Source organism: Lysobacter solisilvae (assembly GCF_016613535.2).
In the GTDB taxonomy this organism is placed as follows: domain Bacteria; phylum Pseudomonadota; class Gammaproteobacteria; order Xanthomonadales; family Xanthomonadaceae; genus Agrilutibacter; species Agrilutibacter solisilvae.
The window spans coordinates 2,559,082-2,584,107 of sequence record NZ_CP071518.1 but is presented as its reverse complement, the minus strand read 5'-3'; the positions used below and the strand labels follow the sequence as shown (position 1 = coordinate 2,584,107).

General features: G+C 69.6%; 17 protein-coding genes, 1 tRNA gene and 2 pseudogenes. 5 read left to right on the top strand and 15 right to left on the bottom strand.

The genetic code is table 11. The features are described 5' to 3' along the window. Window positions 1-27 precede the first annotated feature (27 nt). From scpB to I8J32_RS11455, 4 genes and pseudogenes are all read left to right on the top strand, one after another. Window positions 28-1,089, top strand: coding sequence for an SMC-Scp complex subunit ScpB (gene scpB / locus I8J32_RS11470; RefSeq protein ID WP_200612207.1), 1,062 nt, complete (start codon window positions 28-30; stop codon window positions 1,087-1,089). Further along, a pseudogene (locus I8J32_RS11465) lies at window positions 1,082-2,846 on the top strand (pseudouridine synthase). Before scpB ends, I8J32_RS11465 begins: the two are co-directional and overlap by 8 nt. 214 nt (window positions 2,847-3,060) lie before the next feature. Beyond that, window positions 3,061-4,161, top strand: a complete 1,101-nt coding sequence (locus I8J32_RS11460; protein WP_200612200.1) for an NAD(P)/FAD-dependent oxidoreductase — start codon at window positions 3,061-3,063, stop codon at window positions 4,159-4,161. 130 nt (window positions 4,162-4,291) lie between these two features. Next, entirely contained in the window at window positions 4,292-5,200 is a 909-nt protein-coding gene (locus tag I8J32_RS11455; protein ID WP_200612199.1) for a hypothetical protein, read from the top strand. Between the two features lie 7 nt (window positions 5,201-5,207). On the opposite strand, the gene I8J32_RS11450 is transcribed toward I8J32_RS11455, so the two are convergent. Continuing rightward, on the bottom strand, window positions 5,208-5,714 hold the full coding sequence (locus I8J32_RS11450; protein ID WP_200612198.1) for a hypothetical protein: 507 nt from the start codon (window positions 5,712-5,714) through the stop codon (window positions 5,208-5,210). 326 nt (window positions 5,715-6,040) lie between these two features. Here I8J32_RS11450 and I8J32_RS11445 point away from each other — a divergent pair, with 326 nt between their 5' ends. Next, the gene (locus I8J32_RS11445) at window positions 6,041-7,714 is read left to right on the top strand and encodes an FG-GAP-like repeat-containing protein (RefSeq protein ID WP_200612197.1); all 1,674 of its coding nucleotides are present in this window, start codon (window positions 6,041-6,043) and stop codon (window positions 7,712-7,714) included. A 104-nt stretch (window positions 7,715-7,818) separates the two neighbouring features. On the opposite strand, the gene pnp is transcribed toward I8J32_RS11445, so the two are convergent. The 14 genes and pseudogenes from pnp to aroC all read right to left on the bottom strand — a co-directional run. Further along, the gene (gene pnp / locus I8J32_RS11440) at window positions 7,819-9,924 is read right to left on the bottom strand and encodes a polyribonucleotide nucleotidyltransferase (RefSeq protein ID WP_200612196.1); all 2,106 of its coding nucleotides are present in this window, start codon (window positions 9,922-9,924) and stop codon (window positions 7,819-7,821) included. A 257-nt stretch (window positions 9,925-10,181) separates the two neighbouring features. Then, window positions 10,182-10,442 (bottom strand): 30S ribosomal protein S15, encoded by a 261-nt coding sequence (gene rpsO / locus I8J32_RS11435; protein WP_200612195.1) that lies wholly within the window; start codon window positions 10,440-10,442, stop codon window positions 10,182-10,184. A gap of 185 nt (window positions 10,443-10,627) precedes the next feature. After that, window positions 10,628-11,572 (bottom strand): tRNA pseudouridine(55) synthase TruB, encoded by a 945-nt coding sequence (gene truB / locus I8J32_RS11430; RefSeq protein WP_200612194.1) that lies wholly within the window; start codon window positions 11,570-11,572, stop codon window positions 10,628-10,630. A 50-nt stretch (window positions 11,573-11,622) separates the two neighbouring features. Beyond that, on the bottom strand, window positions 11,623-12,045 hold the full coding sequence (gene rbfA, locus I8J32_RS11425) for a 30S ribosome-binding factor RbfA (RefSeq protein WP_200612192.1): 423 nt from the start codon (window positions 12,043-12,045) through the stop codon (window positions 11,623-11,625). Window positions 12,046-12,183: 138 nt separating this feature from the next. Continuing rightward, window positions 12,184-14,790, bottom strand: coding sequence for a translation initiation factor IF-2 (gene infB, locus I8J32_RS11420; protein ID WP_200612189.1), 2,607 nt, complete (start codon window positions 14,788-14,790; stop codon window positions 12,184-12,186). Window positions 14,791-14,907: 117 nt separating this feature from the next. Further along, window positions 14,908-16,395, bottom strand: a complete 1,488-nt coding sequence (gene nusA, locus I8J32_RS11415) for a transcription termination factor NusA (protein ID WP_200612186.1) — start codon at window positions 16,393-16,395, stop codon at window positions 14,908-14,910. 7 nt (window positions 16,396-16,402) lie between these two features. Then, window positions 16,403-17,005: a ribosome maturation factor RimP gene (gene rimP, locus I8J32_RS11410; RefSeq protein ID WP_200612183.1), complete on the bottom strand. Its 603-nt coding sequence runs from the start codon at window positions 17,003-17,005 to the stop codon at window positions 16,403-16,405. A gap of 284 nt (window positions 17,006-17,289) precedes the next feature. After that, window positions 17,290-17,366 (bottom strand) — tRNA-Met (locus I8J32_RS11405). 215 nt (window positions 17,367-17,581) lie between these two features. Next, window positions 17,582-18,829 (bottom strand): tryptophan synthase subunit beta, encoded by a 1,248-nt coding sequence (gene trpB / locus I8J32_RS11400; RefSeq protein WP_200612181.1) that lies wholly within the window; start codon window positions 18,827-18,829, stop codon window positions 17,582-17,584. A 118-nt stretch (window positions 18,830-18,947) separates the two neighbouring features. Further along, window positions 18,948-19,601 carry a phosphoribosylanthranilate isomerase gene (locus tag I8J32_RS11395; RefSeq protein WP_200612179.1) on the bottom strand — a complete coding sequence of 218 codons (654 nt, stop codon included), beginning with the start codon at window positions 19,599-19,601 and terminating at the stop codon, window positions 18,948-18,950. Further along, window positions 19,598-20,389: a tRNA pseudouridine(38-40) synthase TruA gene (gene truA, locus I8J32_RS11390; RefSeq protein WP_245156514.1), complete on the bottom strand. Its 792-nt coding sequence runs from the start codon at window positions 20,387-20,389 to the stop codon at window positions 19,598-19,600. The genes I8J32_RS11395 and truA overlap by 4 nt, the downstream gene beginning before the upstream one ends. A gap of 169 nt (window positions 20,390-20,558) precedes the next feature. Continuing rightward, window positions 20,559-22,421 carry a FimV/HubP family polar landmark protein gene (locus tag I8J32_RS11385; protein WP_245156318.1) on the bottom strand — a complete coding sequence of 621 codons (1,863 nt, stop codon included), beginning with the start codon at window positions 22,419-22,421 and terminating at the stop codon, window positions 20,559-20,561. Between the two features lie 101 nt (window positions 22,422-22,522). Next, entirely contained in the window at window positions 22,523-23,542 is a 1,020-nt protein-coding gene (locus I8J32_RS11380; RefSeq protein WP_200612174.1) for an aspartate-semialdehyde dehydrogenase, read from the bottom strand. A 294-nt stretch (window positions 23,543-23,836) separates the two neighbouring features. Continuing rightward, window positions 23,837-24,952 (bottom strand): annotated as a pseudogene (gene aroC, locus I8J32_RS11375) (chorismate synthase); the annotation flags it as partial. Window positions 24,953-25,026: the final 74 nt, after the last annotated feature.

The following is a 25,026-nucleotide window of genomic DNA, read 5'->3' as shown; positions in this document are numbered from 1 at the left end:
AACAGGCCAGGCAAGCACCGACACTCCATGGACCAACACCTGATCACCCGCATCGTGGAAGCCGCCCTGCTCGCGGCCAACCAGCCGCTGACGCTGGCGCAGCTGCACGGCCTGTTCCCGGAGGAGCAGCCCGCTCCCAACGGCAGCGTCGAGCTGGCGCTGGAAACCCTGCGCGACGCCTGCGCCGAGCGCGGCGTGGAACTGGTCGAGCTGGCGTCGGGCTTCCGCTACCAGGTCAAGGCCGATGTCCACGCCTGGGTGGCGCGGATGTGGACCGAGCGCAAGACCAAGTACACCCGCGCCACGCTGGAAACGCTGGCCCTGATCGCCTATCGCCAGCCCATCACCCGCGGCGAGATCGAGCAGGTGCGCGGCGTGGCGGTGAGCAGCAACATCATCCAGGCCCTGGAAGAGCGCGAGTGGATCCGCGTGGTCGGCCACCGCGACGTCCCGGGCAAGCCCGCGCTGTTCGGCACCACCAAGCTGTTCCTCGACTATTTCGGCCTCAAGCGCCTGGACGAACTGCCGCCGCTGTCCGAACTCAAGGACATCGGGGAACTCGAACCGCAGTTCCAGTTCGACAACGTCATGGACGCCGCCCCCATCGACGCCGGCGGCATTGCCGCGCCGGGCGTGGAAGCGCGGGCTGATGACGAGGACGGCGACGACGGGGACGGCGATCACGAGCACGGCGACGACACGATCGGCGACGAGGATTCCGGCGACCTGGACTCCCGCCACGACGACGCGTCGGAAGACCGCGCCGCGCCCGAAGCGGCCGGCAACGACGACGACTTTGCCGACGGCCGCGAAACGGCTGCCGAAGACGCCGCCTCCACCCACAGCATTCCCGAACACACCCAGGACGACGCCGGCGACAACGACGCCGGCGACGCCCTCGATGACCCGGCCAGCGATGGCCACCCCGATGCCGCGCCGGGCGAGCGCGCGGACGACCAGAACGACTTCCCGCCGGCCCACCGCGGCCTGCAGGACGACGCCGTCGAGACGACGACCGTTCCCCTAGATGACGACGCGCAACCCTCCTTCGCGGAGCAGGCATCGTCGGAGCACGAGACAAATGACTGAAGAAAAGAGCCGCAAGCTCACCCTCAAGCGCCCCGGCGCCGAATCCGCCGAAGCCCCCAAGCTGGAAGAACGGCTGCACAAGGTGCTGGCACAGGCCGGCCTGGGCTCGCGCCGCGCGCTGGAACAGCGCATCGCCGACGGCCTGGTGAAGGTCAACGGCGAGACCGCCCAGGTGGGCATGAGCGTCACCGGCGGCGACAAGATCGAGATCGACGGCAAGACCTTCGTCGCCACCGCGCTGACCGAACCGGCCCGCGTGCTGATGTACAACAAGCCCGAAGGCGAAGTGACCACCCGCGAAGATCCCGAAGGCCGTCCGACGGTGTTCGAGGCGCTGCCGATGCTCAAGGGCGCGCGCTGGATCGGCATCGGCCGGCTGGACATCAACACCACCGGCCTGCTGCTGCTGACCACCGACGGCGAGCTGGCCAACGCGCTGATGCATCCCTCCTTCGAGGTCGAGCGCGAGTACGTCTGCCGCGTGCGCGCCCCCGAAGGCCAGGACGTGGTGCCCGACAACATCGTCGAGCGCCTCGCCCGTGGCGTGGCGCTGGAAGACGGCCCCGCCAAGTTCGACGAGATCGAGCGCGTGGGCGGCAGTGATTCGCACGACTGGTTCCGCGTCGTGGTGAAGGAAGGCCGCAATCGCGAAGTGCGCCGCCTGTGGGAATCCCAGGGCTGCCAGGTGAGCCGCCTCAAGCGCATCCGCTACGGCGAAGTCTCCCTGCCGCGCGAACTGCTGCGCGGCCATTCGCAGGAACTGGCGTCCGACAAGGTCGAGGCCATGCGCAGCAAGCTGGGCCTGGAGAGCGACACGCCCTCCGCGCTGACGCTGCAGCCGGTGATCGGCCAGCGCAAGGCCGCCAAGTCGACCATCGACCTGACCGGACGCGCGCGCTCGGCCGGCTACGTCGGCGGCCACAACACGGCCGATGAAGGCCGCGAGCTGCGCCGCTTCGACCATGTGCGCGAAGACCGCCGCGGCGGCCGCGGCGGCAGGAAGCCGCACGGCGGCCTGACGGTGAGCGGCGAGATGGCGGCCAAGCAGTCGCAGAAGCCGTTCAAGCAGCGCAAGGAAAAGGGCCCGAATGCCCTGCCCGAGGGCAATCCCGCCGCGTTCCGCACCTGGTACGTGCCCGATGGCGTCGACACCGGCCCCAGCGGTCATCGCAACCCGGACAACCGCGGCGGCGGCAACAAGTTCGGCGGCAACAAGGCGCCCCGGCGTGCCGGTGGTGGTGGTGGCGGTTACGGCCAGGGCGGCGGTGGCTACGGCCAGCCCGGCGGCGGCGGTGGCGGCTATGGCCAGCCCGGCGGCGGTTACGGCGGCGGCCCCGGTGGCCGTGGCCGTGGCGACCGTCCCGGCGGCGGCGGTTTCGGGACAGTCCGAAGGCAACCGCGGCCCGCGTGGCGCCGGTGGTGGCCAGGGCCTAGCGCCCAAGCCCTACGGCCATCCGGGCAACGCGCCCAGCTTCCCGTCCGACCACGCCGGCAGCGGCGGCACCGGCGGCTTCAATCCGTACGGCGACAAGCCGCGTGCCCCGCGTCCGGGTGGCCCCGGTGGCCCGCGTCCGGGCGGTCCTCGCCCGGGTGGTCCGCGTGCGGGTGGCCCCGGTGGCGCGCGTCCCGGCGGACGCCCCGGCGGCAAGCCCGGTGGCGCGCCGCGCCCCGGCGGTGGCCCGCGTCCGAGTGGTCCGCGCCCGGGTGGTCCCCGTGGTGGCGGCCGTCCCGGTGGCGGTCGCCATTCCGGCGGCTGAGCCACGCGGCTGAGTTGAGCTGCGCGATTACGTAAAGACAAAAGGCGCCTCGGCGCCTTTTGTTTTTCTGGTGTCCAGGGCCGAAGCCGGGCCGTGCTGATGGCGCAGCGCGCCGTAGTCCGACCCCGCGCGCTTCGCACCCGCTTCACACTGGCGCCGCGGCGGCTTCGCCCGTCGTTGCCATGCTGCGTCCATACCCGCATGGCGACGCGAGATGGCGACGACCGAACCCTTCGACTTCGATATCGCCGTGGTCGGCGCCAGCTTCGCCGGCGCCGCCTGCGCGATCGCCGCCGCGCAGCGCGGCCTGCGGGTCTGTGTGCTCGAACGCAAGCTCGACCCGGGCGCGAAACTGCGCACCACCGGCATCATCGTCAAGGAGGCCGCGGAGCAGACCCTGCTCAACCAGTTGCCGGCGCACCTGACGCGCCGCATCGAGCAGGTCCGGTTGTTCGCCCCCAGCCTGAAGCAGATCGCCCTGGCGGCGCCGGGCTACTACTTCCTCACCACCGACACGCCGGGCGTGATGCGCTGGCTCGCCGATGAGATCGTGCGCCACGGGGCGCAGCTGCGCCTGGGCGAATCCTTCGTCGACGCCCGTCGCGAGGGCGACGGGTGGTACCTGCCGAACGTGGGCCGCGTCCGCTACCTGGTCGGCGCCGACGGCGCGCGTTCGCGCGTGGCGCAGCGCTGTGGCCTGGGCCAGGTGCGGCAGTTCCTCTACGGCATCGAGTACGAATTTCCCGGCGCGTGCCTGGCCGATCCGGGCGCCCTGCACTGCTTCCTCTCCAAGCGCTACGCGCCGGGCTACATCGGCTGGATCGCGCAGAGCCCGACCGGCGTCCAGGCCGGGCTGGCGCTGCGGCACGATCCGGAGCGCGCGCGCGTCCCCGACATCGACGCCTTCCTGCTCCGCGTCGGCGAGGCCGGCGGCCTGCCACGGCGATTGCGCCCGGGACACGCGCGGGCCGGCCTGATCCCCTGCAGCGGGCCGGTCGACGTGCTGGCGCGCGATGGCGCCATCCTCACCGGCGACGCGGCCGGCATCGTCTCGCCTGTAACGGCCGGCGGGATCCACAGCGCCTGGGAGCACGGCTGGTCGGTGGGCCGCGCGGTGTCGGCGCACCTGCGCGAAGGCGGCCCCGACCCGGGCCAGGTCGCGGTCGACGTCGCGCCACGCTTCCGGACCAAGCGAGCGTTGCGCTGGGCCTTCGACCGGCTGCAGTTCGACTGGCCCTTCGACCTGTTACTGCATTCGCCGCCGCTGCGCTGGGCCGCCGGGCAGGTGTATTTCCACAAGCGCCGCGAGCACTGACGGCCGCGCGGCGCGGCCGAATCGCCGCCAAGTGGCGGGGGCATGCGGCAGTGGCATGCGTCGGTGGCATGAAATCCCGGCGCCGCCGGGCTTGCTAGCATCGTCGTACCGCGTGGACGAAGGGGATGCCATGTCTGTCCTGGTCCGCAACCTGCGCCAAGCGATCCCGGCCATCGCCCTGCTGGCGGCGTGCGCCCCGGCCCTTGCGCAGGAGGTTTTCCGGGAAGAGGAGATCCTGGGTTCGGACCGGCCCGAAGCCTGGGCCATGCACTACTTCAGCGGCACGACGGTGATGACCGCTTTCGGCGCCACGCCGCGCCTGTCGCCCGGCCAATGGATGCTGGCGGGCGAACTGGGCCACATCCCGCACCTGTCCGCCGAACAGCAGCAGGTGGGCTTCAACGGGTTCAAGGCCGAGGACCTCAACAAGTCGCCGGTGTTCGGCCGGTTGCGCGCGCAGATCGGCCTGCCAGGCCGCTGGGTCGCCGATGTCGGCTACACGCCCCCGGTGGAAATCGACGGGCTGCGCGCGCAGGACCTGTTCGCGGTCGGCATCGGCCGGCGCCTGTTCGACCAGGCGCCCTACTCGGTGTCGATGCGCGCGTTCGGACAGCACGGCAAGGCGAAGGGCGACATCACCTGCCCCGCCGGACTGGCCGGCGACCCGGATCCCGTGCGGAATCCTTACGGCTGCCAGGCGGCGTCGCACGACCAGATCGGGCTCAACCACTACGGCATCGACCTGACCGTGGCCTGGAGCCGGGAACGCTGGACCTGGCACGTGACCACGGGCGTGGTGCGCAACGAACCGGACGTCCAGGTCGACGCCCTGACCTACGACGTCCGCGACCGTTCGCACCTGGTCGCGCGCGGCGTGCTCCCCATGCTGGCGCTGGGCCTGTCGCGCGACTTCGGCGCGCGGTGGACCGGCGCGTTCGAAGTCCTGCACGTACCGCTGACGGTGCGGCGCGATCCCGACGCCGGCCGCGAGCACGACTCGCTGACCAGTCTGCGCCTGCGCGTCAGCGTGCGGCCGTAGAACCGCTTCAGCGGCTGCCGACGAGCTCCCACGCCACCAGCTTGAACCGGGAACGCTCGTCGAGGCGATCCCGGTCGGTGGCGTCGCCGAACGCGGTGGCCTGCAGTTCCAGGTCATGGGCCGGATGCCGGAACCAGACCATCGCGACGCCGTCGCGCGCATACACGCTCAGCTCCGGCATCTGCTCGCACACGTGGCACAGGTCGGGCGCCTGCACGCACAGGGGTGAAGGATCGGCGCCCACGACGTTGGCCCGGCAATGCGGATCGCGCTGCGGCTCCCAGCCACGGGAAAGCAGTTCGCGCCGGAACCGGGCGTAGGGCATGCCCGAGTGGAGGCAACTCTCCAGCGATGGCTTGCGGTTCCACACGAACCCCGGGCCGTCGGCGCTGCGTGCCGCGGTGAAGCCCTCCTCCGCGTCCCGCGCGCAGGCCGCCAGCACCGCGCAGGCCAGCAGTGTCCAGAGGCATCGCCGCGCGACGCGTCCGGCCGCCATCGCCTGCACGCATGGCATGCCCGCGTTCCGCGTCGGCGTGCGTTCCCCTTGCACGAACCCTTCCATGGCCGTCCTCCCTGTGCCGATCGCGCGACCTTGCGTCCCCTGCGCCAGCCCAGCGTAGATCGCGCCCTCGCCGTGGGCAAACTCGGCTGGACACGCCCCGGCCAGGCGCGAGCAGCAGCGGTCATCAGCCTGCGCTGGCTCGACCGTGCCATTACACATGCTCGAATTGACCCGTCCAGGGAACAGGAGTAGATACCGCAGCATCGATTGCGCGAGCGCGCCCCGGGACATTCCCGCGCGTTCTGGACCGGATCCGGCAGCAGCCAGCGAGGTGTCCCATGCAGTTGCGACCAGCGATGCACTCGGCGATCGGTTCGTTGTCCACGCGCATTCGACGCCTGCTCACGCGCGCCCGGTCCCGTTCCGGATTGGCGATGGCGCTGGCCGTTGCCGCCGTTATGTCCGCTCCGGCGCAGGCCACCTTCCACCTGATGAAGATCGTCGAAGTCTTCCCGGGAACGGCGGCCTCCCCCAGCGCGCAGTACGTGGTGCTGCAGATGTACGCCGGTGGGCAGAACTTCGTTTCCGGCCACGACCTGGTCGTCTTCAACGCCGCCGGTGCGCAGGTTGGGGCGTTCGTCTTCAACTCGAGTGTGCCCAATGGCGCCAACCAGGCGCGCATCCTGATCGCCACGCCGCAGGCCGTGAGCTTCTTCGGCCTCAGTGCCGACCTGACCATGAGCGCGGCGATCCTCTCGGGCGGTGGCAAAATCTGCTTTGCCGGTACGGTGGACTGCGTGGCCTGGGGCGGTTACGGCGGTTCCAGCAGTGGCGTGGGTACGCCGTTCAACGCCACTGGCGGCGGCCTGTTGTCCGGCCGTGCCATGCGCAGGCGCCTGGACATCGCCGGTGGCGCGGGCACGCTGGATGCGGGCGACGACACCGACAACTGCGCCAACGACTTCATCAGCGTCCTGCCGACGCCCCGCAACAACGCCGGCGCCGCGGGCATGGTCCCGGCCTCGACCTGCGGCAACGGCGCCCTGGAAGGCCTGGAGGGCTGCGATGACGGCAACCTCTCCAACAACGACACCTGTTCCAGCACGTGCACGGTGCAGACCGCGCCGACCGTGGTGCGGGCGGTGGCCGACTACAACGGCGACGGCCGCTCGGACCTGTTCTGGCGCAACAGCCAGACCGGCGCCAACGTGCTGTGGCGCTCGGGCAACGCCGCCACCCAGGTCGCGCTCACGACCGTGGCCGATGCGAACTGGCGCGTCGTCGGCCGGGGCGAAGTCAGCGGCGATGGCAACGCCGACGTGGTCTGGCGCAACCAGTCCACCGGCGCCAACGACATCTGGAAGTCGGCCAGTGCCACGACCCGGCAGCTCACGCCATCGGTGCCCGCGGTCTGGCGCGTGGCCGCGACCGCCGACTTCAACGGCGATGGCCGCGCCGACATCATCTGGCGCAATTCCAGTACGGGCGCCGACGAAATGTGGCGCTCGGCGGTGCCGGCCGGCCGCGTGGTGCTGCCTGCCGTCAGCCTGAGCTGGCGCATCGTCGGCGCGGGCGATTTCAACGGCGACGGCAAGGCCGACCTGTTCTGGCGCAACTCCAGCACCGGGGCCAATGCCATCTGGCTGTCGGCCAATTCGGCGACCCAGCAGGCGACCGCGACGGTGGCCAGCCAAGCCTGGCGGGTTGCGGGCGTCGGCGACTTCAATGGCGACAACAAGGCCGACGTGCTCTGGCGCAACACGACGACCGGCGCCAACGAGGTCTGGCGGTCGGGCACCTCCGCCCAGCGGCAGGTGCTGACCGCGGTGACCAACCTGGCCTGGTCGGTGGTGGACGTGGGCGACTACGACGGTGACCGCCGCTACGACCTGTTCTGGCGCAATTCCGCCAACGGCCAGAACGTGATCTGGAAATCGGCGAACGCCGCCACGCAGCAGGCCGCGACGACCGTGGCCGACACTCACTGGTCGGTGGTGCCGCTGCCGCAGTGACGCAGCGCTGACGGCGCGCGGGATTGCAGCCAAAAAAAAGCGGGCCCGAAGGCCCGCTTTTTTTATTGCGCGACAGCCGGCATTGCCGGCCGCCGGCGTCCTGCTTACTCGGAAATCGTCTCGCCTTCCTCGACGGCCTTCATCGACAGGCGGATGCGGCCCTGCTTGTCGACTTCCAGCACCTTGACCTTGACCAGGTCGCCTTCCTTGAGCTTGTCGGAAACCTTCTCGACGCGCTCGTTGGAGATCTGCGACACGTGGACCAGGCCATCCTTGCCGGGGGAGATGGTGACGAACGCACCGAAGTCCATGATCTTGGCGACCTTGCCTTCGTAGATGCGGCCCGGCTCGACGTCCGAGGTGATCTGCTCGATGCGTGCCTTCGCGGCCTGGCCGGCGACGGCGTTGACCGAGGCGATGACGATCGTGCCGTCGTCCTGGATGTCGATCTGGGTGCCGGTTTCCTTGGTGATCGCCTGGATCACCGAACCGCCCTTGCCGATCACTTCGCGGATCTTGTCGGGGTGGATCTTGATCGTGATCAGGCGCGGAGCGAAGTCGCTCAGTTCCGGACGCGGCGCGGTCAGCGCGTGCGCCATCTCGCCGAGGATGTGCAGACGGCCGGCCTTGGCCTGCGCCAGTGCGACCTTCATGATCTCCTCGGTGATGCCCTGGATCTTGATGTCCATCTGCAGGGCCGAGATGCCTTCCGCGGTACCGGCCACCTTGAAGTCCATGTCGCCCAGGTGGTCTTCGTCACCCAGGATGTCGGACAGGACGACGAACTGGTCGCCTTCCTTCACCAGGCCCATCGCGATGCCGGCGACCGGTGCCTTGACCGGCACGCCCGCGTCCATCAGCGCCAGCGAGGAGCCGCAGACCGAAGCCATCGACGAGGAACCGTTCGACTCGGTGATCTCCGAGACGATGCGGATCGTGTAGGGGAACTCTTCCATCGTCGGCATGACGGCGAGCACGCCGCGCTTGGCGAGGCGGCCGTGGCCGATTTCGCGACGCTTCGGGCCCATCATGCGGCCGGCTTCGCCCACCGAGTACGGGGGGAAGTTGTAATGGAACAGGAAGTGTTCCTTGTACTCGCCGGACACGGCGTCGATGATCTGGCCATCGCGCGCGGTACCTAGGGTGACCACCACGATCGCCTGCGTCTCACCGCGGGTGAACAGCGAGGAGCCGTGGGTGCGCGGCAGCACGGTCACCTTGGAGGCGATCGGGCGGACGGTGTCGAGCGCGCGGCCGTCGATGCGGACCTTGGTGCTGAGCACCGAGTTGCGCATGGTCTGGTATTCGAACTCGCCGAATTCCTTGGACAGGTCGGCAAGCTTCCAGTCGTTGGCTTCGGCCTGCGGGGCCAGCGAGGCCAGCACGTCCTTCTTGATCGCCGAGATGGCGTCCCTGCGCTCGAGCTTGTCGCGCACCGCGAACGCCTGCACCAGGCGGTCGCCGATGGCGGCCTTCAGCGCGCCGACCATGGCCTCGTTGGCGGCCGGGGCCGTCCAGCTCCACTTCGGCTTGCCGGCTTCGGCGACCAGCTCGTTGATGGCGTTGATCGCGACCTGCATCTGCTGGTGGCCGTACATCACGGCGCCGAGCATCACTTCTTCCGAAAGCACCTGGGCTTCGGATTCGACCATCAGCACCGCATTGGCGGTACCGGCGACGACGAGCTCCAGCTTGGAGTCCTTCAGTTCGCTCACGGTCGGGTTCAGCAGGTACTGGCCGTCCTTGTAACCGACCTTGGCCGCGCCGATCGGACCGTCGAACGGTGCGCCCGACAGTGCCAGCGCGGCGGACGCGCCCAGCAGTGCGGGGATGTCGCCGTCGATTTCCGGGTTCATCGACATCACGGTGGCGATGATCTGGACTTCGTTGCGGAAGCCTTCCGGGAACAGCGGACGGATCGGACGGTCGATCAGGCGCGAGATCAGCGTTTCCTTCTCGGTCTGACGGCCTTCACGCTTGAAGAAGCCACCCGGGATACGGCCGCCGGCGTAGAACTTCTCCTGGTAATCGACCGTGAGCGGGAAGAAATCCTGGCCTTCACGGGCAGTCTTGTTGGCGACGGCGGTGACCAGCAGGACGGTCCCGTCGACGGTGACCATGACGGCGCCACCGGCCTGGCGGGCGACTTCGCCGGTTTCAAGGGTGACGGTCTGGTTGCCGTATTGGAAGGTCTTGGTAATTTTTGCCACGTTGGATATTCCTGTTTTCTGATTCGTTCCGTCCGGGCCCCTGCCCGTGCGGTTCGGCGGTGGTATCCGCCATTGATGTTGGCTGCTGCTGGTGCGGGTGCGACGGGGGAATCTGTATACGCTCCAAGCAGTTAAAGCCCGGTGGTTCGCCGTCGCCAGCCGCCCGCGCGGCCTTGAGTGGCCGGCAATTCAACTTCTGTCGCGGGCGCCTGCAAAAAAAACCGCGGCGCATCGCTGCGCCGCGGTCGGAGTTTCGTTTATCGGCGCAGACCGAGCTTCTCGATCAGGGCCTTGTAGCGCTCGTTGTCCTTGCGCTTGAGGTAGTCGAGCAGGCTGCGGCGGCGGTTGACCATCTGCAGCAGGCCACGACGGCTGTGGTGGTCCTGCTTGTGCAGCTTGAAGTGGCCGGTGAGCTGCTCGATGCGGGCGGTGAGCAGGGCGACCTGGACTTCCGGGGAGCCGGTATCGGCCGCGGCGCGCTTGTGTTCTTCAATGATCTTGCTGGTGTCGATCGACATCGTGTGTGCCTTGTAGAGATGCGAGGCCCGCAGAACGCGTATCGGCAAAGGAAATTGCCGACGCACCGCCTGGTCCGCCGCTTGCTTTAGGGAATTGCTTTCCGAAGTGGTTGAAAAGCCTGCGGATTGTAGCAGCGCGCCTGAGCGAATGCGACCGGCCGCTGCGGCTTGCGACGGATGGGCCGTCAGCGCGCGACCGCGGCTTCCTGCGAGGTCCAGCTGAACAAGCGGCCGGGATGCAGGACCCGCTCCGCGTCGATCTCCCCCAGGCCCAGCGCGCGGCCATCCAGGTCGTAGATCGCGGTCAGGCCCGGCGCGCCTTCACCGGCCAGCGGGACGCGCTGGCCCTGGCCCAGCCGCCGCGCCTGCGCCTGGTCGAGGGCGACGCGGGGAAAGTCCACCAGCCCGGCTTCCAGCGGCAGCAGGCAGCGGTCGAGCACGGGCTCGCCCTGTTCCCGCAAGGCCTGGAGGGCCTCCAGGGTGAACATGGTCGGCGTCCGGAACGGTTCGACCCACAGCCGGCGCAGGGTCGCCACGTGGGCGCCGCAGCCCAGGGCTTCGCCCAGGTCGCGCACCAGGCTGCGGACGTAGGTGCCCGAACCGCACTCGACGTGGAGGCGCACCTGGTTGCCCGCCAGTTCCAGGACCTCCAGCCGGTTCACGGTCACGGTGCGGATGGGGGCCTCGATGGCTTCACCCCGGCGGGCGCGGGCGTACAGCGGTTCCCCGCCCTGCTTGAGCGCGCTGTAGATCGGCGCGCGCTGGGCGATGTCCCCGCGCAGCGGCGCCAGGGCGCGCTCGAGGGTGTCCAGGTCCAGGGGCGGCACGTCGCGCTGGAGCAGCGGCGCGCCATCGGCGTCGTCGCTGTCGGTGGTGAGCCCCAGGACCGCGGTGGTCTCGTAGGCCTTGCGCGAACCCAGCAGCAGGCCGGCAATCTTGGTGGCCTCGCCGAAGCACACGGGCAACAGCCCGGTGGCGAGCGGGTCCAGGCTGCCGGTGTGGCCGGCCTTGTCGGCACGGAACAGGTGGCGGACGCGCTGCAGCGCCTGGTTGGAACTCAGTCCCGGCGGCTTGTCGAGCAGCAGCAGGCCGTCGAGCTTGCGGAAGACGGTGCGGGGGCGCTTGTTCATCGGATGCGTGGCCGGGCCATCGCGACGCGCGGGCCCATCGCCTGGCGGGATCAGCTGTCCCGCGACTCGTCGTCGGATTCATCATCCGCCGCGTCCTGTTCCGGCGCGGCGGACGACGCGACCGGCCGGTCCGGCTGGTCGCGCAGGAGGTTCTCGATGCGCTCGCCGCGGTCCACCGAATCGTCGTAGTGGAAGTGCAGTTCCGGCACGTGGCGCAGTTTCACGGCGCGGCCCAGTTCGTAGCGCAACTGGGGCGCCAGGGCCTTGAGGGCCTTGACCGCTTCCTTCGAACGCTCCTGCTGCAAGGCAGTGACGAACACCTTGGCGTGGGCCAGGTCGCGGGTGATCTCCACGTCGGACACGCTCACCGACGGCAGGCCGTGCTCGCGCACGGCCGAATGCACGATCGTGCCCAGCTCGCGGCGGAGCTGCGCGGAAACCCGGTCGGTGCGATGGAAGGACTTGGTGGGCATGGAGTCAGAAATGAGTGATCAGGAGTGAGAAACGAGTGAATGCATGTGCATCCGGATCACCTTGCAGGCGGCAGGTGGAGGAGAGAGAGAACGGATGTGCTTCCACTCATTTCTCACTCCTCCACACTCACCTCTGCCTTAAAGCGTGCGCTGGACCTCGATGCGCTCGAAGCACTCGATCTGGTCGCCCGGCTTGACGTCGTTGTACGCCTTCACGCCGATGCCGCATTCGGTGCCCTGGCGCACTTCGTCCACGTTCTCCTTGAAGCGGCGCAGCGATTCCAGCTCGCCCTCGAAGACGACGGTGTTGTCGCGCAGCACGCGGATGGGCTTGCTGCGCTTGACCACGCCTTCGACCACCATGCAGCCGGCGACGGCGCCGAACTTGGAGCTGCGGAAGACGTCGCGCACCTCGGCGGTGCCGATGATCTCCTCGCGGATCTCCTTGCCCAGGATGCCGGACGCGACCTGCTTCACCTGGTCGATCACGTCATAGATGATCGAGAAGTAGCGCAGGTCGACGCCGTTGCCTTCGATGACCCGGCGGGCCGAGGCGTCGGCACGCACGTTGAAGCCGATGACGGTGGCCTTGGAGGTGGCCGCCAGCGTGGCGTCGGACTCGGTGATGCCGCCCACGCCGCCGCCGATCACGTTGATGCGGATCGCGTCGGTGGACAGGCTGGTCAGTGCGTCGCGCAGGGCCTGCACGGAACCCTGCACGTCGGCCTTCACGACCAGGTTGAGCGTCTGCTGGGCGGCACCCTCGCCCATCTGGGCCATGATGTCTTCCATGCGGTTGCCCGCCTGGGCGACCAGGCGCGACTCGCGGCGCTTGGCGTCGCGCTGCTGCGCGACGTCCTTGGCCAGGCGTTCGTCCTCGACCACCACGAAATCGTCGCCGGCGTCGGGAACGCCCGACAGGCCGAGCACCTGGACCGGGATGGACGGGCCGGCGCCTTCGACCTGCGAACCGGTCTCGTCGAACAGCGCACGCACGCGGCCGTACTGCACGCCGCACACCAGGTAGTCGCCCTTCTTGAGCTCGCCCTGCTGCACCAGCACGGTGGCCACGGGACCGCGGCCCTTGTCGAGCGAGGATTCGATGACCACGCCGCTGGCGCGGCCGGACGGCACGGCCTTGAGCTCGAGCACTTCGGCCTGCAGCAGGATCGAGTCCAGCAGGTTGTCCACGCCGACGCCGGTCTTGGCCGAAAGCTCGACCATCTGGGTGTCGCCGCCGAAATCCTCGGCGACCACGTCCTCGGCCAGCAGCTCGTTCTTCACGCGCAGCGGGTCGGCATCGGACTTGTCGATCTTGTTGATCGCCACGATGAGCGGCACCTTGGCCGCCTTGGCGTGCTGCACGGCCTCGCGGGTCTGCGGCATGACGCCGTCATCGGCGGCCACCACCAGCACCACGATGTCGGTGAGCTTCGCGCCGCGCGCACGCATCTGCGAGAACGCCGCGTGGCCGGGGGTGTCGAGGAAGCTGATGACGCCCTTGGGCGTCTCGACGTGGTAGGCGCCGATGTGCTGGGTGATGCCGCCGGCTTCGCCGGTGGCGACCTTGGTGCGGCGGATGTAGTCGAGCAGCGAGGTCTTGCCGTGGTCGACGTGGCCCATGATCGTGACGACCGGGGGACGCGTGACGCGGTCGCTCTGCGAGTCCTCGACGTGGGCCAGCAGTGCGTCCTCGGCGGAGTTCTCGCTGGCACGCACGACGGTATGGCCGAGTTCCTCGGTCACCAGCGCGGCGGTGTCGTGGTCGACGCTCTGGGTGATGGTGGCCATCACGCCCATCTTGAACAGCGCCTTCACCACGTCGCCGCCCTTGAGGGCGAGCTTGGCGGCGAGGTCGGCCACGGTGATGGTTTCGCCGATGGACACTTCGCGCACGATCGGCGCGGTCGGACGGGAGAACCCGTGCGCGCCGCCGCCCGAACGGGCCTGCTCCATGTGGCGGCGCGGCTTGGGCTTGCCACGGGCACCGGTGGTGCGGCGGGCGCGTTCGGAGGCGCTCAGGTGCAGCTGGCCGGCGAAGCGGCTGGCCGCGTCGTCGTCCTCGACGCCGGCGACCATGGCGTGGGAACCACGCGTCTTGTGCTTGGGCGCGTTGTGGGCGTCGGCGCGCGGTGCGACCGGAGCCGGATGCTTGGGATGGCCATGGCCGTGGCCATGGGCCGGCGCGGGCTTGCGCACCACGGCGGGCGCATCCTCGTCGGCGGCCACGACCTGCACGGCGGCGCGGGCTTCGGCTTCGGCCTTGAGCCGCAGTTCCTCGGCCTCCTGGCGTGCACGCTCGCCTTCCTCGGCGCGGCGGCGATCGACCTCGGCGAGCTTCTGCTGCTCGGCCAGGTTGCGCTGCTTGGATTCCTCCAGCTTGCGCAGGATCTCGGCACGCTCGTCGGTCACCGGTCCGTCGGACTGGTCGGCCGGCTTCACCAGCGTCACCTTCTTGCGCACGACGACGTCGACCGTGGTCCGGTTCTTGCCGCCGCCCACCGTCAGCTCCTGCTTGCGGCTGCGGTTGAGCGTGATCTTCTTCGTCGCTTCGCTGGCTTCGGGCTGTTCGGCCTTGCCATGCGAACGCTTGAGGAAGCCGAGCAGCTTGACTTTCTCGATGCTGGTCACGACCTGGTCGGGGCCACTGAAGCTCATGCCGGCCTCGGCCAGCTGCTCCAGCAACTTCTCGACCGGCGTGTTCACCAGTTCAGCGAGCTTGCGGATGGTGGTTTGCTGCGACATTCGGTTTCCGTGTCCTCGAGGCGCGGGACGCATCCCGCGCGTGGTATTGCGATTGTAGGGCGGGCGTGGACCTGCCGGACAACCACGCGTGGCGGGCCGGGCCCGCCGGCGCGCCGCTTATTCGAACCAGTGCTTGCGCGCTTCCATGATCAACGTGCGGGCGCGTTCCTCGTCCATGCCCTCGATGTCGGTGAGCTCGTCCGTGGCCAGGTCGGCCAGGTCGTCGCGCGTCACCACACCGCGGGAGGCGAGCGTGAACGCCAGCTCCTCGGTCATCCCGTCCAGTTCCAGCAGGTCGGCGGCCGGCTGGTGCTCGTCGATCTCCTCTTCCGCGGCCAGGGCCTCGTTGAGCAGGGCGTCGCGGGCACGCGAGCGCAGTTCCTCGACGATGTCCTCGTCGAAGCCCTCGACGGCCAGCAGTTCGCCGACCGGCACGTAGGCGATTTCCTCGACCGTGTTGAAGCCTTCGGTCACCAGGATGCCGGCGATTTCCTCGTCGACTTCCAGCTTGTCCATGAACAGCTGGCGGGCGGTGGTCTGCTCGGCCTCCGACTTGGCGGTCACCTGGTCCTGGGTCATCACGTTGAGCTGCCAGCCCGACAGTCGGCTGGCCAGGCGCACGTTCTGGCCGCCCTTGCCGATCGCCTGGGCCAGACGGTCCTCGGCGACAGCCAGGTCCATCGAATGCTTCTCTTCGTCGACGATGATCGACTGCACCTCGGCCGGCGCCATCGCATTGATGACGAACTGCGCGGGGTTGTCCGACCAGAGCACGATGTCCACGCGCTCGCCATTGAGTTCGTTCGACACCGCCTGGACGCGCGAGCCGCGCATGCCGATGCAGGCGCCGATCGGATCGGTGCGGTTGTCGTGCGCCTGGACGGCGATCTTGGCCCGGTCGCCCGGATCACGCGCGCAGGCCTTGATCGAGACCAGGCCCTGGCCGACTTCCGGCACTTCGAGCTTGAACAGCTCCATCATGAATTCCGGGGCGGCGCGGCTGATGAACAGCTGCGGGCCGCGCGGCTCGGTGCGCACGTCGAACAGGTAACCGCGGACGCGGTCGCCGGCGCGCAGGACGTCGCGCGGGATGCCCTTGTCCTTGGGGATGATCGCCTCGGCATTGCCGCCCAGGTCGACGTAGATGTTGCCGCGCTCGGCGCGCTTGACCACGCCGGTGACCAGTTCGCCGACGCGGTCCTTCCAGCCGTCGACGACCTGCGCCCGCTCGGCCTCGCGCACGCGCTGCACGATGACCTGCTTGGCGGCCTGCGCCGCGATGCGGCCGAACTCGGGATTCTCGATCTGCTCTTCGATGTAGTCGCCCAGCTCGACGCCTTCGGCCTCGTCGACGGCGTCCATCATGCGGATCTGCCGGTCGGGCGACTCCATCACCACGTCGTCGGCCACCACTTCCCAGCGGCGGAAGGTTTCATAGCTGCCGTCCTTGGAGTCGATCGCCACGCGCACCAGCACATCCTGCTCGTGGTAGCGCTTCTTCGCCGCCGACGCCAGCGCGGCCTCGATCGCCTCGAAGATCACTTCACGCGGCACGCCCTTCTCGTTGGCTACCGCGTCGACGACCAGCAACAGTTCCTTGCTCATCTTTTACTTACTCCGCACGGGACGGCTTGTCGGCCGCCGGCTTGTGGTTGGATTTGGACTTGTCCTTGCGCGGGCCCCGGCCCGGCTTGGGTTTTTCGGCGCTCAGGCCGAGGGCCGCCCAGTCGGGAACCAGCCGGGCCTTGTCGATGTTGTCGGCGCGCACGACCAGTTCGGTCGCCTTGCCGTCGGCGGCGTCGACGCCGAACGTGATCTCGTTGCCGTCCACGCGCACGATACGCGCCTGGAACCGGCGACGGCCTTCCTGCGGCAGGCGCAGCGCGACCTTGGCCGATTCCCCGGTGAACCGGGCGAACTGGGCCGCGGTGAACAGCGGGCGGTCGATGCCCGGCGAGGAGACTTCCAGCGTGTAATGGCTGGTGATCGGATCCTCGACGTCGAGCTGGGCCGATACTTCCCGGCTGACCGCTTCGCAGTCCTCGATGGTCACGGCGCGCGGCGCCTGGCCCGACGCGTCGGCCGGCACGTCGATGTAGAGGCGCAGCATCGCGCTGCCCGCCGAGGGCAGGTACTCGGCGCCGAGCAGTTCCAATCCCAGCGACGAAACCGTCGGGATCAGCAGCGCAGCGATTTCGTGAGCCTTGTCTGTCATCTGTTCTCTTTCGGGCTGCGCCAGCGGGCGGACGACGGATGCAGCGCCGGAATGGCAGCCGCGCAGCGAAGCGCAAAAAACAATCGCGAAAATGGAAACGCAGGAAAAACGCAAGCGTGGAAAAAACGTGAAATCCAGAACGCAAAAACAACAAGGGGCCCGATGGGCCCCTTGTCCGTTACCACTGGATTTCGGTGCAACGGTGCCGTCGCCGACACCACTGCAAAGCCCGAGCCTTCCGGCAAAAAAGAAAAGCCTCCTTGGAGGCCTTTCCCAGCCGAAGCTGGTAGCGGGGGCAGGATTTGAACCTGCGACCTTCGGGTTATGAGCCCGACGAGCTGCCAGACTGCTCCACCCCGCATCAGGAGCGGAATTATGACTGCTCCGAAATTTCCTTGCAAGCACAAAGTTGAATGGAGGATGTAGGCGACCCGGCCGGCGCCCTCGCCACGCGCCGCGGAGGCCTCTTTTCAAGGCATTTCCGGCGTGGCGCCGGGAATGGACGGATGCGGGAGCGGCAGTCGCGGCCGCAGGTTCCGCCGGCGCCGCCCGGAACGCTCGCCCTGGAGCACCACCCTAGAACGTGATGCCCTCGCGCCCGGCGATGGTGTGCACGTCCTTGTCGCCACGCCCGGACAGGTTGCACAGCACGATGCCGTCGCGCGGCATGTCGCGGGCCAGCTTGATGGCCTGGGCGATGGCGTGGCTGGACTCCAGTGCCGGCAGTATTCCCTCGGTTCGCGCCAGCAGGTGGAAGGCCGCGAGCGCCTCCTCGTCGGTCACGCCGATGTACTGAGCGCGGCCGGTGTCCTTGAGGAACGCGTGCTCGGGACCCACGCCCGGATAGTCCAGGCCGGCCGACACGGAATGGGTCTCGATGATCTGGCCGTCGTCGTCGCACAGCACGTAGGTGCGATTGCCATGCAGCACGCCCGGGCGCCCGGCGGCGAGCGAGGCGGCATGGCGGCCGCTGGCGATGCCCTCGCCGGCCGCTTCGGCGCCGACCAGGCGCACGTCGCGGTCGTTGAGGAAGGCGTGGAAGATGCCGATCGCGTTGCTGCCGCCGCCGACGCAGGCGGTCACCGCATCCGGCAGGCGGCCATGCTCGGCCAGCATCTGCGCCCGCGCCTCGCGGCCGACCACCGCGTTGAAGTCGCGGACCATGCGGGGGTACGGGTCGGGCCCGGCCACGGTGCCGATGATGTAGAAAGTGTCCTGCACGTGGGTGACCCAGTCGCGCATCGCCTCGTTGAGCGCGTCCTTCAGGGTCGCCGACCCGCTGGTGACGGGCACCACGGTCGCGCCCAGCAGCTTCATCCGGTACACGTTGATCTTCTGGCGCTCGATGTCGGTCGCGCCCATGTACACCACGCATTCCAGTCCCAGGCGCGCGGCGACGGTGGCACTGGCCACCCCGTGCTGGCCCGCGCCGGTCTCGGCGATGATCCGCTTCTTCCCCATGCGGCTGGCGAGCAGCGCCTGGCCGATGGTGTTGTTGATCTTGTGCGCGCCCGTGTGGTTCAGGTCCTCGCGCTTGAGCAGGATGCGCGCGCCGCCTGCGTGCGCGCTCAGGCGCTGCGCGTGGTAGATCGGGCTGGGGCGGCCGACGTAATGGGCCAGGTCGCGATCGAAGGCTTCGATGAAGGCGGGGTCGACGCGGGCGGCGTCATAGGCCCGGGCCAGTTCGTCGAGCGGCCCAATGAGGGTTTCGGCGACGAAGCGCCCGCCGAACCGGCCGAAGTGGCCGGCGGCGTCGGGATAGGCGTGGAAGTCGGCGACCGCGTGGGGCGCGGTTCCGGAAGCGGAAGAGGACGGGGCAGACATCGGTGCGCGCACTACCGTGGAAGCCGCCGCGTGGCGGCGATGCGGCCCTCCAGTCTAAGGCGCATCGGCCACCGCGACGAAGTGAACAATCCGCATGTGGCCTGCGGCCTGCCGGGGATCACTCGCTGTGACAGTCGGCGCGCCGCGTCTCCTCGACGAAACGGCGCATCAGGTCGCCGTCCTTGACGCCGGGTTCCACCTCCACGCCGCTGGCCACGTCCACGCCCCAGGGGCGGGTGCCGCAGATCGCCTCGAACACGTTTTCCGGAGTCAGGCCTCCGGCCAGCAGCCAGGGCTTGCCCAGGTCACGGGGAATCCTCGACCAGTCGAAGCGCTGCCCCGTCCCGCCCTGCTCGCCGGGCACATGGCTGTCGAACAGGAAGCCGGCGGCGCCGGGATAGCGCGTGCGCAGCACCTGGTCGCTCGGCGCGCCCGGCTCGCCCATCGCGACCGACCGCAGGTAGGGCACGCCGAAGCTGCGGCAGAAGCTGTCTTCCTCGCTGCCGTGGAACTGCAGCAGGGTCGGCCGGACATGGCGGATGATCTCGCGCACCTCGGCCTGCGGGTTGTCCATGAACAAGGCGACGGCATCCACGAAGGGCGCCATCGCGTTGCGCATGGCGCGCGCTTCCTCGGGTTCCACGCGGCGCGGGCTGCGGCGGGCGAAGATGAAACCCACGCCGTCCACGCCCAGCTCGCTGGCCAGGCGCACGTCACCGGGTCGGGTCATGCCGCAGATCTTGATTCGGGTTCGAAAGAAACCAGGCTTCACAGGCTCACGTCCTTGGGCAGTCCAGACAGGGCACAGGTTTGATCGGGGTAGAGCGGCCCCAGGAATATAAGCCCCTGGGGTGGCGCGGTGGGCCCGGCGACAGTCCGGTCCCGGCCGGCCAGCAGTTCGGCGATCCATGCCTCGGGCGCTTCCCCACGCCCTACCACCAGCAAGCTTCCGACAATGTTGCGCACCATGTGGTGAAGAAAGGCGTTGGCCTGCACCTCCACCGTCACCACGTCCTCATCCCGCCACACCCGCAGGGACTGCAGGTCGCGCCGGGCATGGGGCGCCTGGCAGTGCACGGTACGGAAGGCGGAGAAGTCGTTTTCGCCGAGCAGCGCCTGGCCGGCACGGTGCATGGCGTCGGCATCCAGGCGGCGGCGCTCCCAGCTCAGGTACTGGCGCTGGAGCGCCGGACGCACCGGATGGTTGAGCAGTCGATAGCGATAGCGCCGTGCCCGGGCCGAGAACCGCGCGTGGAAATCCGCCGCGGCCGGGACGCACCAGCGCACGCACATCGCTGGCGGGAGCCTGGAGGTCGTGCCCAGCACCCATCCCCGCGGATCGCGCCGGACCGGGCTGTCGAAGTGGACCACCTGGCCGCTAGCGTGGACGCCCGCGTCGGTGCGACCGGCACAGATCGTCTCGATCGGCACGCCGGCCACGAAGGACAGGGCCGCCTCCAGGGTGCCCTGCAGGGTGATCTCGCCTTCCCGTTCGGGCTCGCCGTGCTTGCTGAGCCGCTGCCAGCCACTGAACTCCGAGCCGTCGTACTCGATCCCCATGGCGTAGCGCTGCACCGGCGCCGGCGCGGCGGACGGACCGGCGGTGGGGTCGGAATGGCCGGCGGCAGCCGCGGGCGGATCGCTGGACATGGGCAACGCGCCGCGACGGCGGCAGGACCTCGGTCTGTCTACGGGGACGCTCGCCGGTCACTCGACCGGCGGGCGCGGATCATTCGAGCTCGCGGAGCATGCGCGACGCCTGCTGGCGGGCGGCATGGTCGCCATTGATGACCACTTCGCCCAGCAGCTGGCGTGCGCTCGCCATGTCGCCCACGTCGAGATAGGCCTGGGCCAGCTCGATGCGTTCGTACGCGGCCTGCGCGCCGGGGTCCGGCCGCTGTTGGGCTGGCGTGTTGCCGGTGTGCCAGGCCGGGACGGCCGTGCGCGGCGCCTCGGGCTTGCGCACCGGCGGCGGCGGCTGGACGGGATCGGGTTCGAGGACCAGTTCCGGTTCCGGTTCCGGTTCCGGTTCGGGTGCACGCTCCGGTTCGGCGGCCACCGCGGCGGCACCCACGGTCGGACCGAACGCGTCCGCGATGGACGGCGCGGGTGCGGGCACGGTGGCCGGGTTGCGGAACTTCGGGGCCGACTGGTCGCGACGGCGCATCACCCAGGCCATCAGCAGCCCCAGCGCGAGCGCGGCGACGCCGGCGAACACCCAGGGCATCAGGCTGGCCTGGGTCTGCTCGCTCTGGGCCTGAGCCAGGCGCTGCTGCGCGGCGGCCAGCTCGCTGTCCTTCATCTGGATCAGCTGGTCCTGCTGCTGCCGCAGCTTCTCAAGTTCCGCGACGCGGCTCTTCAGTTCCTGCGCTTCCGCCTCGCGTGCGGCGAGCGTCTCTTTCGTCTGGACCAGTTCCTGCTGAAGCATCGCCCCCTCGCCACCGGCGCTGACGCCGGACTGTGTACCCGCCCGGGTCGCATCGCTGGCGCCTGGCGGAACGATTTCCAGCCGCGCACCCGCGACGCGCGGTGCGGCCGCACCGGCGGCGGCCGGCGTCGCGGTATTGCGGATGGCCGCAGGACGGGCCGGCTCGGCGTCCAGCGCCGGCTGCGGCACGGCGCGGCGCGCGTCGCGCCACTCCTGCATCTGTGCATTGACGATCGCGCTGGCCTGGCGCGGATCGAGTTCGTTGAGCGCATCGCCACCGGGCGCGCGGAGCACGGCGCCGGCCCGCAGGCGATTGATGTTGCCGTCGATGAACGCCTCGGGGTTGGCCCGCAGCAGCGCGATCATGGTCTGGTCGAGCGTGCCGCCCTGCCCCACCCGGCCTGCGATGGTGGAGAGCGTGTCGCCGGGGCGCACCTGCAACTCGCCGGCTTCCGTCGGCGACGGCGCCACCGGCGACGGCACCGGGGTGGCCACCGGAGGCGGCGGGATGTCGGGGCTGGCGGCGATCGCGTCGGGGCTCGGGGCGGGCGCATCGGAGGGGGCGGCGCCGTCGGCGGACACCTCTTCCGGTGGCAGTTCCTCGGCCGCGATGTCCTCGGCGGCGGGCGGCGGCGCGGCGGCCGGGCGTTCGATCACCGCCGGCGCTTCCACGGACGGGGCCTGGATGCTCGGCTGCAGCGGCGCGGACACGGTGCGCGGCGTATCCACGAGCGCCGAGTACTCGCGCACCAGCCGCCCCTGCCCCCAGTCGACCTCGACCAGGAAGGTCAGCAACGGCTCGGTGACGGGCGCGACGCTGGTGACGCGGATGATGGGATTGCCGCGGGCATCCAGCGCCTGCGTGAACCGCAGGTCGGCCACGACGCCGGTCGGCGGCAGCATGCCGATGCGGGCAAAGGTTTCCGGTGAGGCGAGGACCGCCTGGAGCTGCTCGAGCTCGGTCGGATCGCTGGTGACGATGGGAATCTCGGCCAGCAGTGGCTGGCCGAGGCTGGACTTGACTTCGATCTGCCCCAGCCCGAGCGCGGCTGCGCTGAAGCTGGCCAGGGCCGCCATCAGTGCCAATACGGTGCCCGCGATTGCTTTCACGACCGGTCTCATGCCTGTCCCCTTGGCCGGGACTCTATCCCCCAGTGCAGGCAACTTGCAATGAACATTCCGCAAATGACTGACCTGTTTCGGATTTCCGGTCGCGTCAATGGGGCTGAACGGCCAGGATGCAGCGCATCCCGGCCGTCCGCCGGTCATCCCTGCGCGATGACCAGTTCGGCCAGCTGCACTGCGTTGAGGGCCGCGCCCTTGCGGATGTTGTCCGAGACGACCCACAGGTCGAGGCCGCGCGGATGCGAGATGTCCTCGCGGATGCGCCCCACGAACGCCGGGTCACGCCCGGAGGCGTGCGTCACCGGGGTGGGATACCCGCCGCCGACGCGCTCGTCCACCACTTCCACGCCCGGTGCCTTTTCCAGCAGCGCGCGCGCCTGTGCCGCGGTGATCTTCTCGCGGGTCTCGATATGGACGGCCTCGGAGTGGCCATAGAACACGGGGACGCGGACGACGGTGGCATTCACCTGGATGTTGTCGTCGCCCAGGATCTTGCGCGTCTCCCACACCAGCTTCATTTCCTCGCTGGTGTAGCCGTTGTCGAGGAAGTCCCCGCCATGCGGGATGACGTTGAAGGCGATCTGCACCGGGTACACCTCCGGCTGCGGGTCCTGGAAGTTGAGCAGCGCCGCGGTCTGGCGGCCCAGTTCCTCCAGCGCCTTGCGGCCCGTGCCCGAGACCGACTGGTAGGTCGCGATGTTGATCCGTTCGATGCCCACCGCGCGGTGGATGGGCGCCAGGGCGACCATCAGCTGCATCGTGGAGCAGTTCGGGTTGGCGATGATGCCGCGCGGACGGTTGCGCGCCGCTTCCGGGTTGACCTCGGACACCACCAGCGGGACGTCCGCGTCGCCCCGGAATACCGAGGAGTTGTCGATCACCACGGCGCCCGCGGCGGCGAACTTCGGCGCGTATTCGCGCGAGACGCTGCCGCCGGCGGAGAACAGTGCGAAATCCACGCCGGTGGGATCGAACGTGGCCAGGTCCTGCACGACCAGCTGGCGCGCGCCGAAGTCCACCTTGCCGCCTGCCGAGCGCGCGCTGGCCAGCACGTGCAGCTTGGCGATGGGGAAGTCGCGCTCGGCGAGGATCTTCAGCATGGTCTCGCCGACGGCGCCGGTGGCACCGACGACGGCAACGTTGTAGGCGGTCTTGCTCATGACTCGGGATTTTCCTGTGGGGGTTGCGCCGGCGGGCGCGGCACGATTGTGCGGCAAGCCGGCTGGAGATGGGGGGCGCCTCATGGAACGGCGGCGCGGCACGCGGGCAACAGCGTCCCCCTGCGGCAATCCGGGGGACTTCGCGGCCGGCCGCTATCGTTTGCCGCGCGGTTTCGCGGGGCGCGCGGAGGCGGCGGGAGCCGCGGGTTTCACCTTCCTTGTGGCGTCGGACCGGCCCTTGCGGGCGGTGGCGTCCGTACGTGACGCGCCCGGCTCCTTGCGGCGCGGCCTGGAAACTCCCGGCTCGGCCGGAATGCGCGGCTCCACCGGGCCCACGTCGCCGCACTGCGCGCGGTGACGCAGCGCCTGGTCGATCAGCACCAGCGCCACCATGGCCTCGCAGATCGGCGTGGCGCGGATGCCCACGCACGGGTCATGGCGCCCGGTGGTGACGATCTCGACCACCTGGCCCCGCGTATCCAGCCCGTCGACCGGCAGGCGCAGGCTCGAGGTCGGCTTGAAGGCGGTCGAGCAGCGCAGCGCCTGGCCGGTACTGATGCCGCCCAGCACGCCGCCGGCGTGGTTGGACAGGAAGCCCGCCGGCGTCATCTGGTCGCGGTGGACGCTGCCCTTCTGGGCGACGGCGGCGAATCCGTCGCCGATCTCCACGCCCTTGACGGCATTGATCGACATCAGCGCGGCCGCCAGCTCGCCGTCGAGCTTGCCGTAGATCGGCTCGCCCCAGCCCGGCGGCACGCCCGTGGCGACCACGTCGACGCGCGCGCCGACCGAGTCACCGGACTTGCGCAGCGCGTCCATGAAGCGCTCCAGCTCGGGCACCTGGCCGGCGTCGGGCCAGAAGAACGGGTTGGCTTCCACCGTGGCCCAGTCGATCGCGTCCGGGTTCCAGTCGCGCGGGACCACGTCGCCGATCTGCGACATGTAGCCCCGCACTTCGACGCCATGCCGCTCGCGCAGCCACTTCCTGGCGATGACCGCGGCGGCCACGCGCATGGTGGTTTCGCGCGCACTCGAGCGGCCGCCGCCACGGGGATCGCGGGTGCCGTACTTCTGCCAGTAGGTGTAGTCGGCGTGGCCCGGCCGGAACTGGGCGGCGATGGCCGCGTAGTCCTTGCTGCGCGCGTCGGTGTTGCGGATCAGCAGCGCGATCGGGGTGCCCGTGGTCAGGCCTTCGAAGACGCCGCTGAGGATCTCGACCTCGTCGGCCTCGTGCCGGGCGGAGGTGTGGCGGGTCTTGCCGGTGGCACGCCGCGACAGGTCCGCGGCGAAATCCGCGGCCGACAGGGCCAGGCCCGGCGGACACCCGTCAACGACACAGCCGATCGCCGGCCCATGGCTTTCGCCGAAGGTCGTCACTGCGAACAGCCTGCCGAAGGTGTTGCTGGCCACGCGGGGTCCTGGGAAGGCGCCGGCTGCACGGGGGCAATCGGCTAACGATGCAAGGCGCTGGAATATACGGGAAA

Bases quoted from the DNA above. Each gene is read 5' to 3' on its own strand.
- scpB (WP_200612207.1), top strand. From the start codon at position 28: ATGGACCAACACCTGATCACCCGCATCGTGGAAGCCGCCCTGCTCGCG.
- I8J32_RS11460 (WP_200612200.1), top strand. From the start codon at position 3,061: ATGGCGACGACCGAACCCTTCGACTTCGATATCGCCGTGGTCGGCGCC.
- I8J32_RS11455 (WP_200612199.1), top strand. From the start codon at position 4,292: ATGTCTGTCCTGGTCCGCAACCTGCGCCAAGCGATCCCGGCCATCGCC.
- I8J32_RS11450 (WP_200612198.1), bottom strand. From the start codon at position 5,714: ATGCCATGCGTGCAGGCGATGGCGGCCGGACGCGTCGCGCGGCGATGC.
- I8J32_RS11445 (WP_200612197.1), top strand. From the start codon at position 6,041: ATGCAGTTGCGACCAGCGATGCACTCGGCGATCGGTTCGTTGTCCACG.
- rpsO (WP_200612195.1), bottom strand. From the start codon at position 10,442: ATGTCGATCGACACCAGCAAGATCATTGAAGAACACAAGCGCGCCGCG.
- truB (WP_200612194.1), bottom strand. From the start codon at position 11,572: ATGAACAAGCGCCCCCGCACCGTCTTCCGCAAGCTCGACGGCCTGCTG.
- rbfA (WP_200612192.1), bottom strand. From the start codon at position 12,045: ATGCCCACCAAGTCCTTCCATCGCACCGACCGGGTTTCCGCGCAGCTC.
- infB (WP_200612189.1), bottom strand. From the start codon at position 14,790: ATGTCGCAGCAAACCACCATCCGCAAGCTCGCTGAACTGGTGAACACG.
- nusA (WP_200612186.1), bottom strand. From the start codon at position 16,395: ATGAGCAAGGAACTGTTGCTGGTCGTCGACGCGGTAGCCAACGAGAAG.
- rimP (WP_200612183.1), bottom strand. From the start codon at position 17,005: ATGACAGACAAGGCTCACGAAATCGCTGCGCTGCTGATCCCGACGGTT.
- trpB (WP_200612181.1), bottom strand. From the start codon at position 18,829: ATGTCTGCCCCGTCCTCTTCCGCTTCCGGAACCGCGCCCCACGCGGTC.
- truA (WP_245156514.1), bottom strand. From the start codon at position 20,389: ATGGGGATCGAGTACGACGGCTCGGAGTTCAGTGGCTGGCAGCGGCTC.
- I8J32_RS11380 (WP_200612174.1), bottom strand. From the start codon at position 23,542: ATGAGCAAGACCGCCTACAACGTTGCCGTCGTCGGTGCCACCGGCGCC.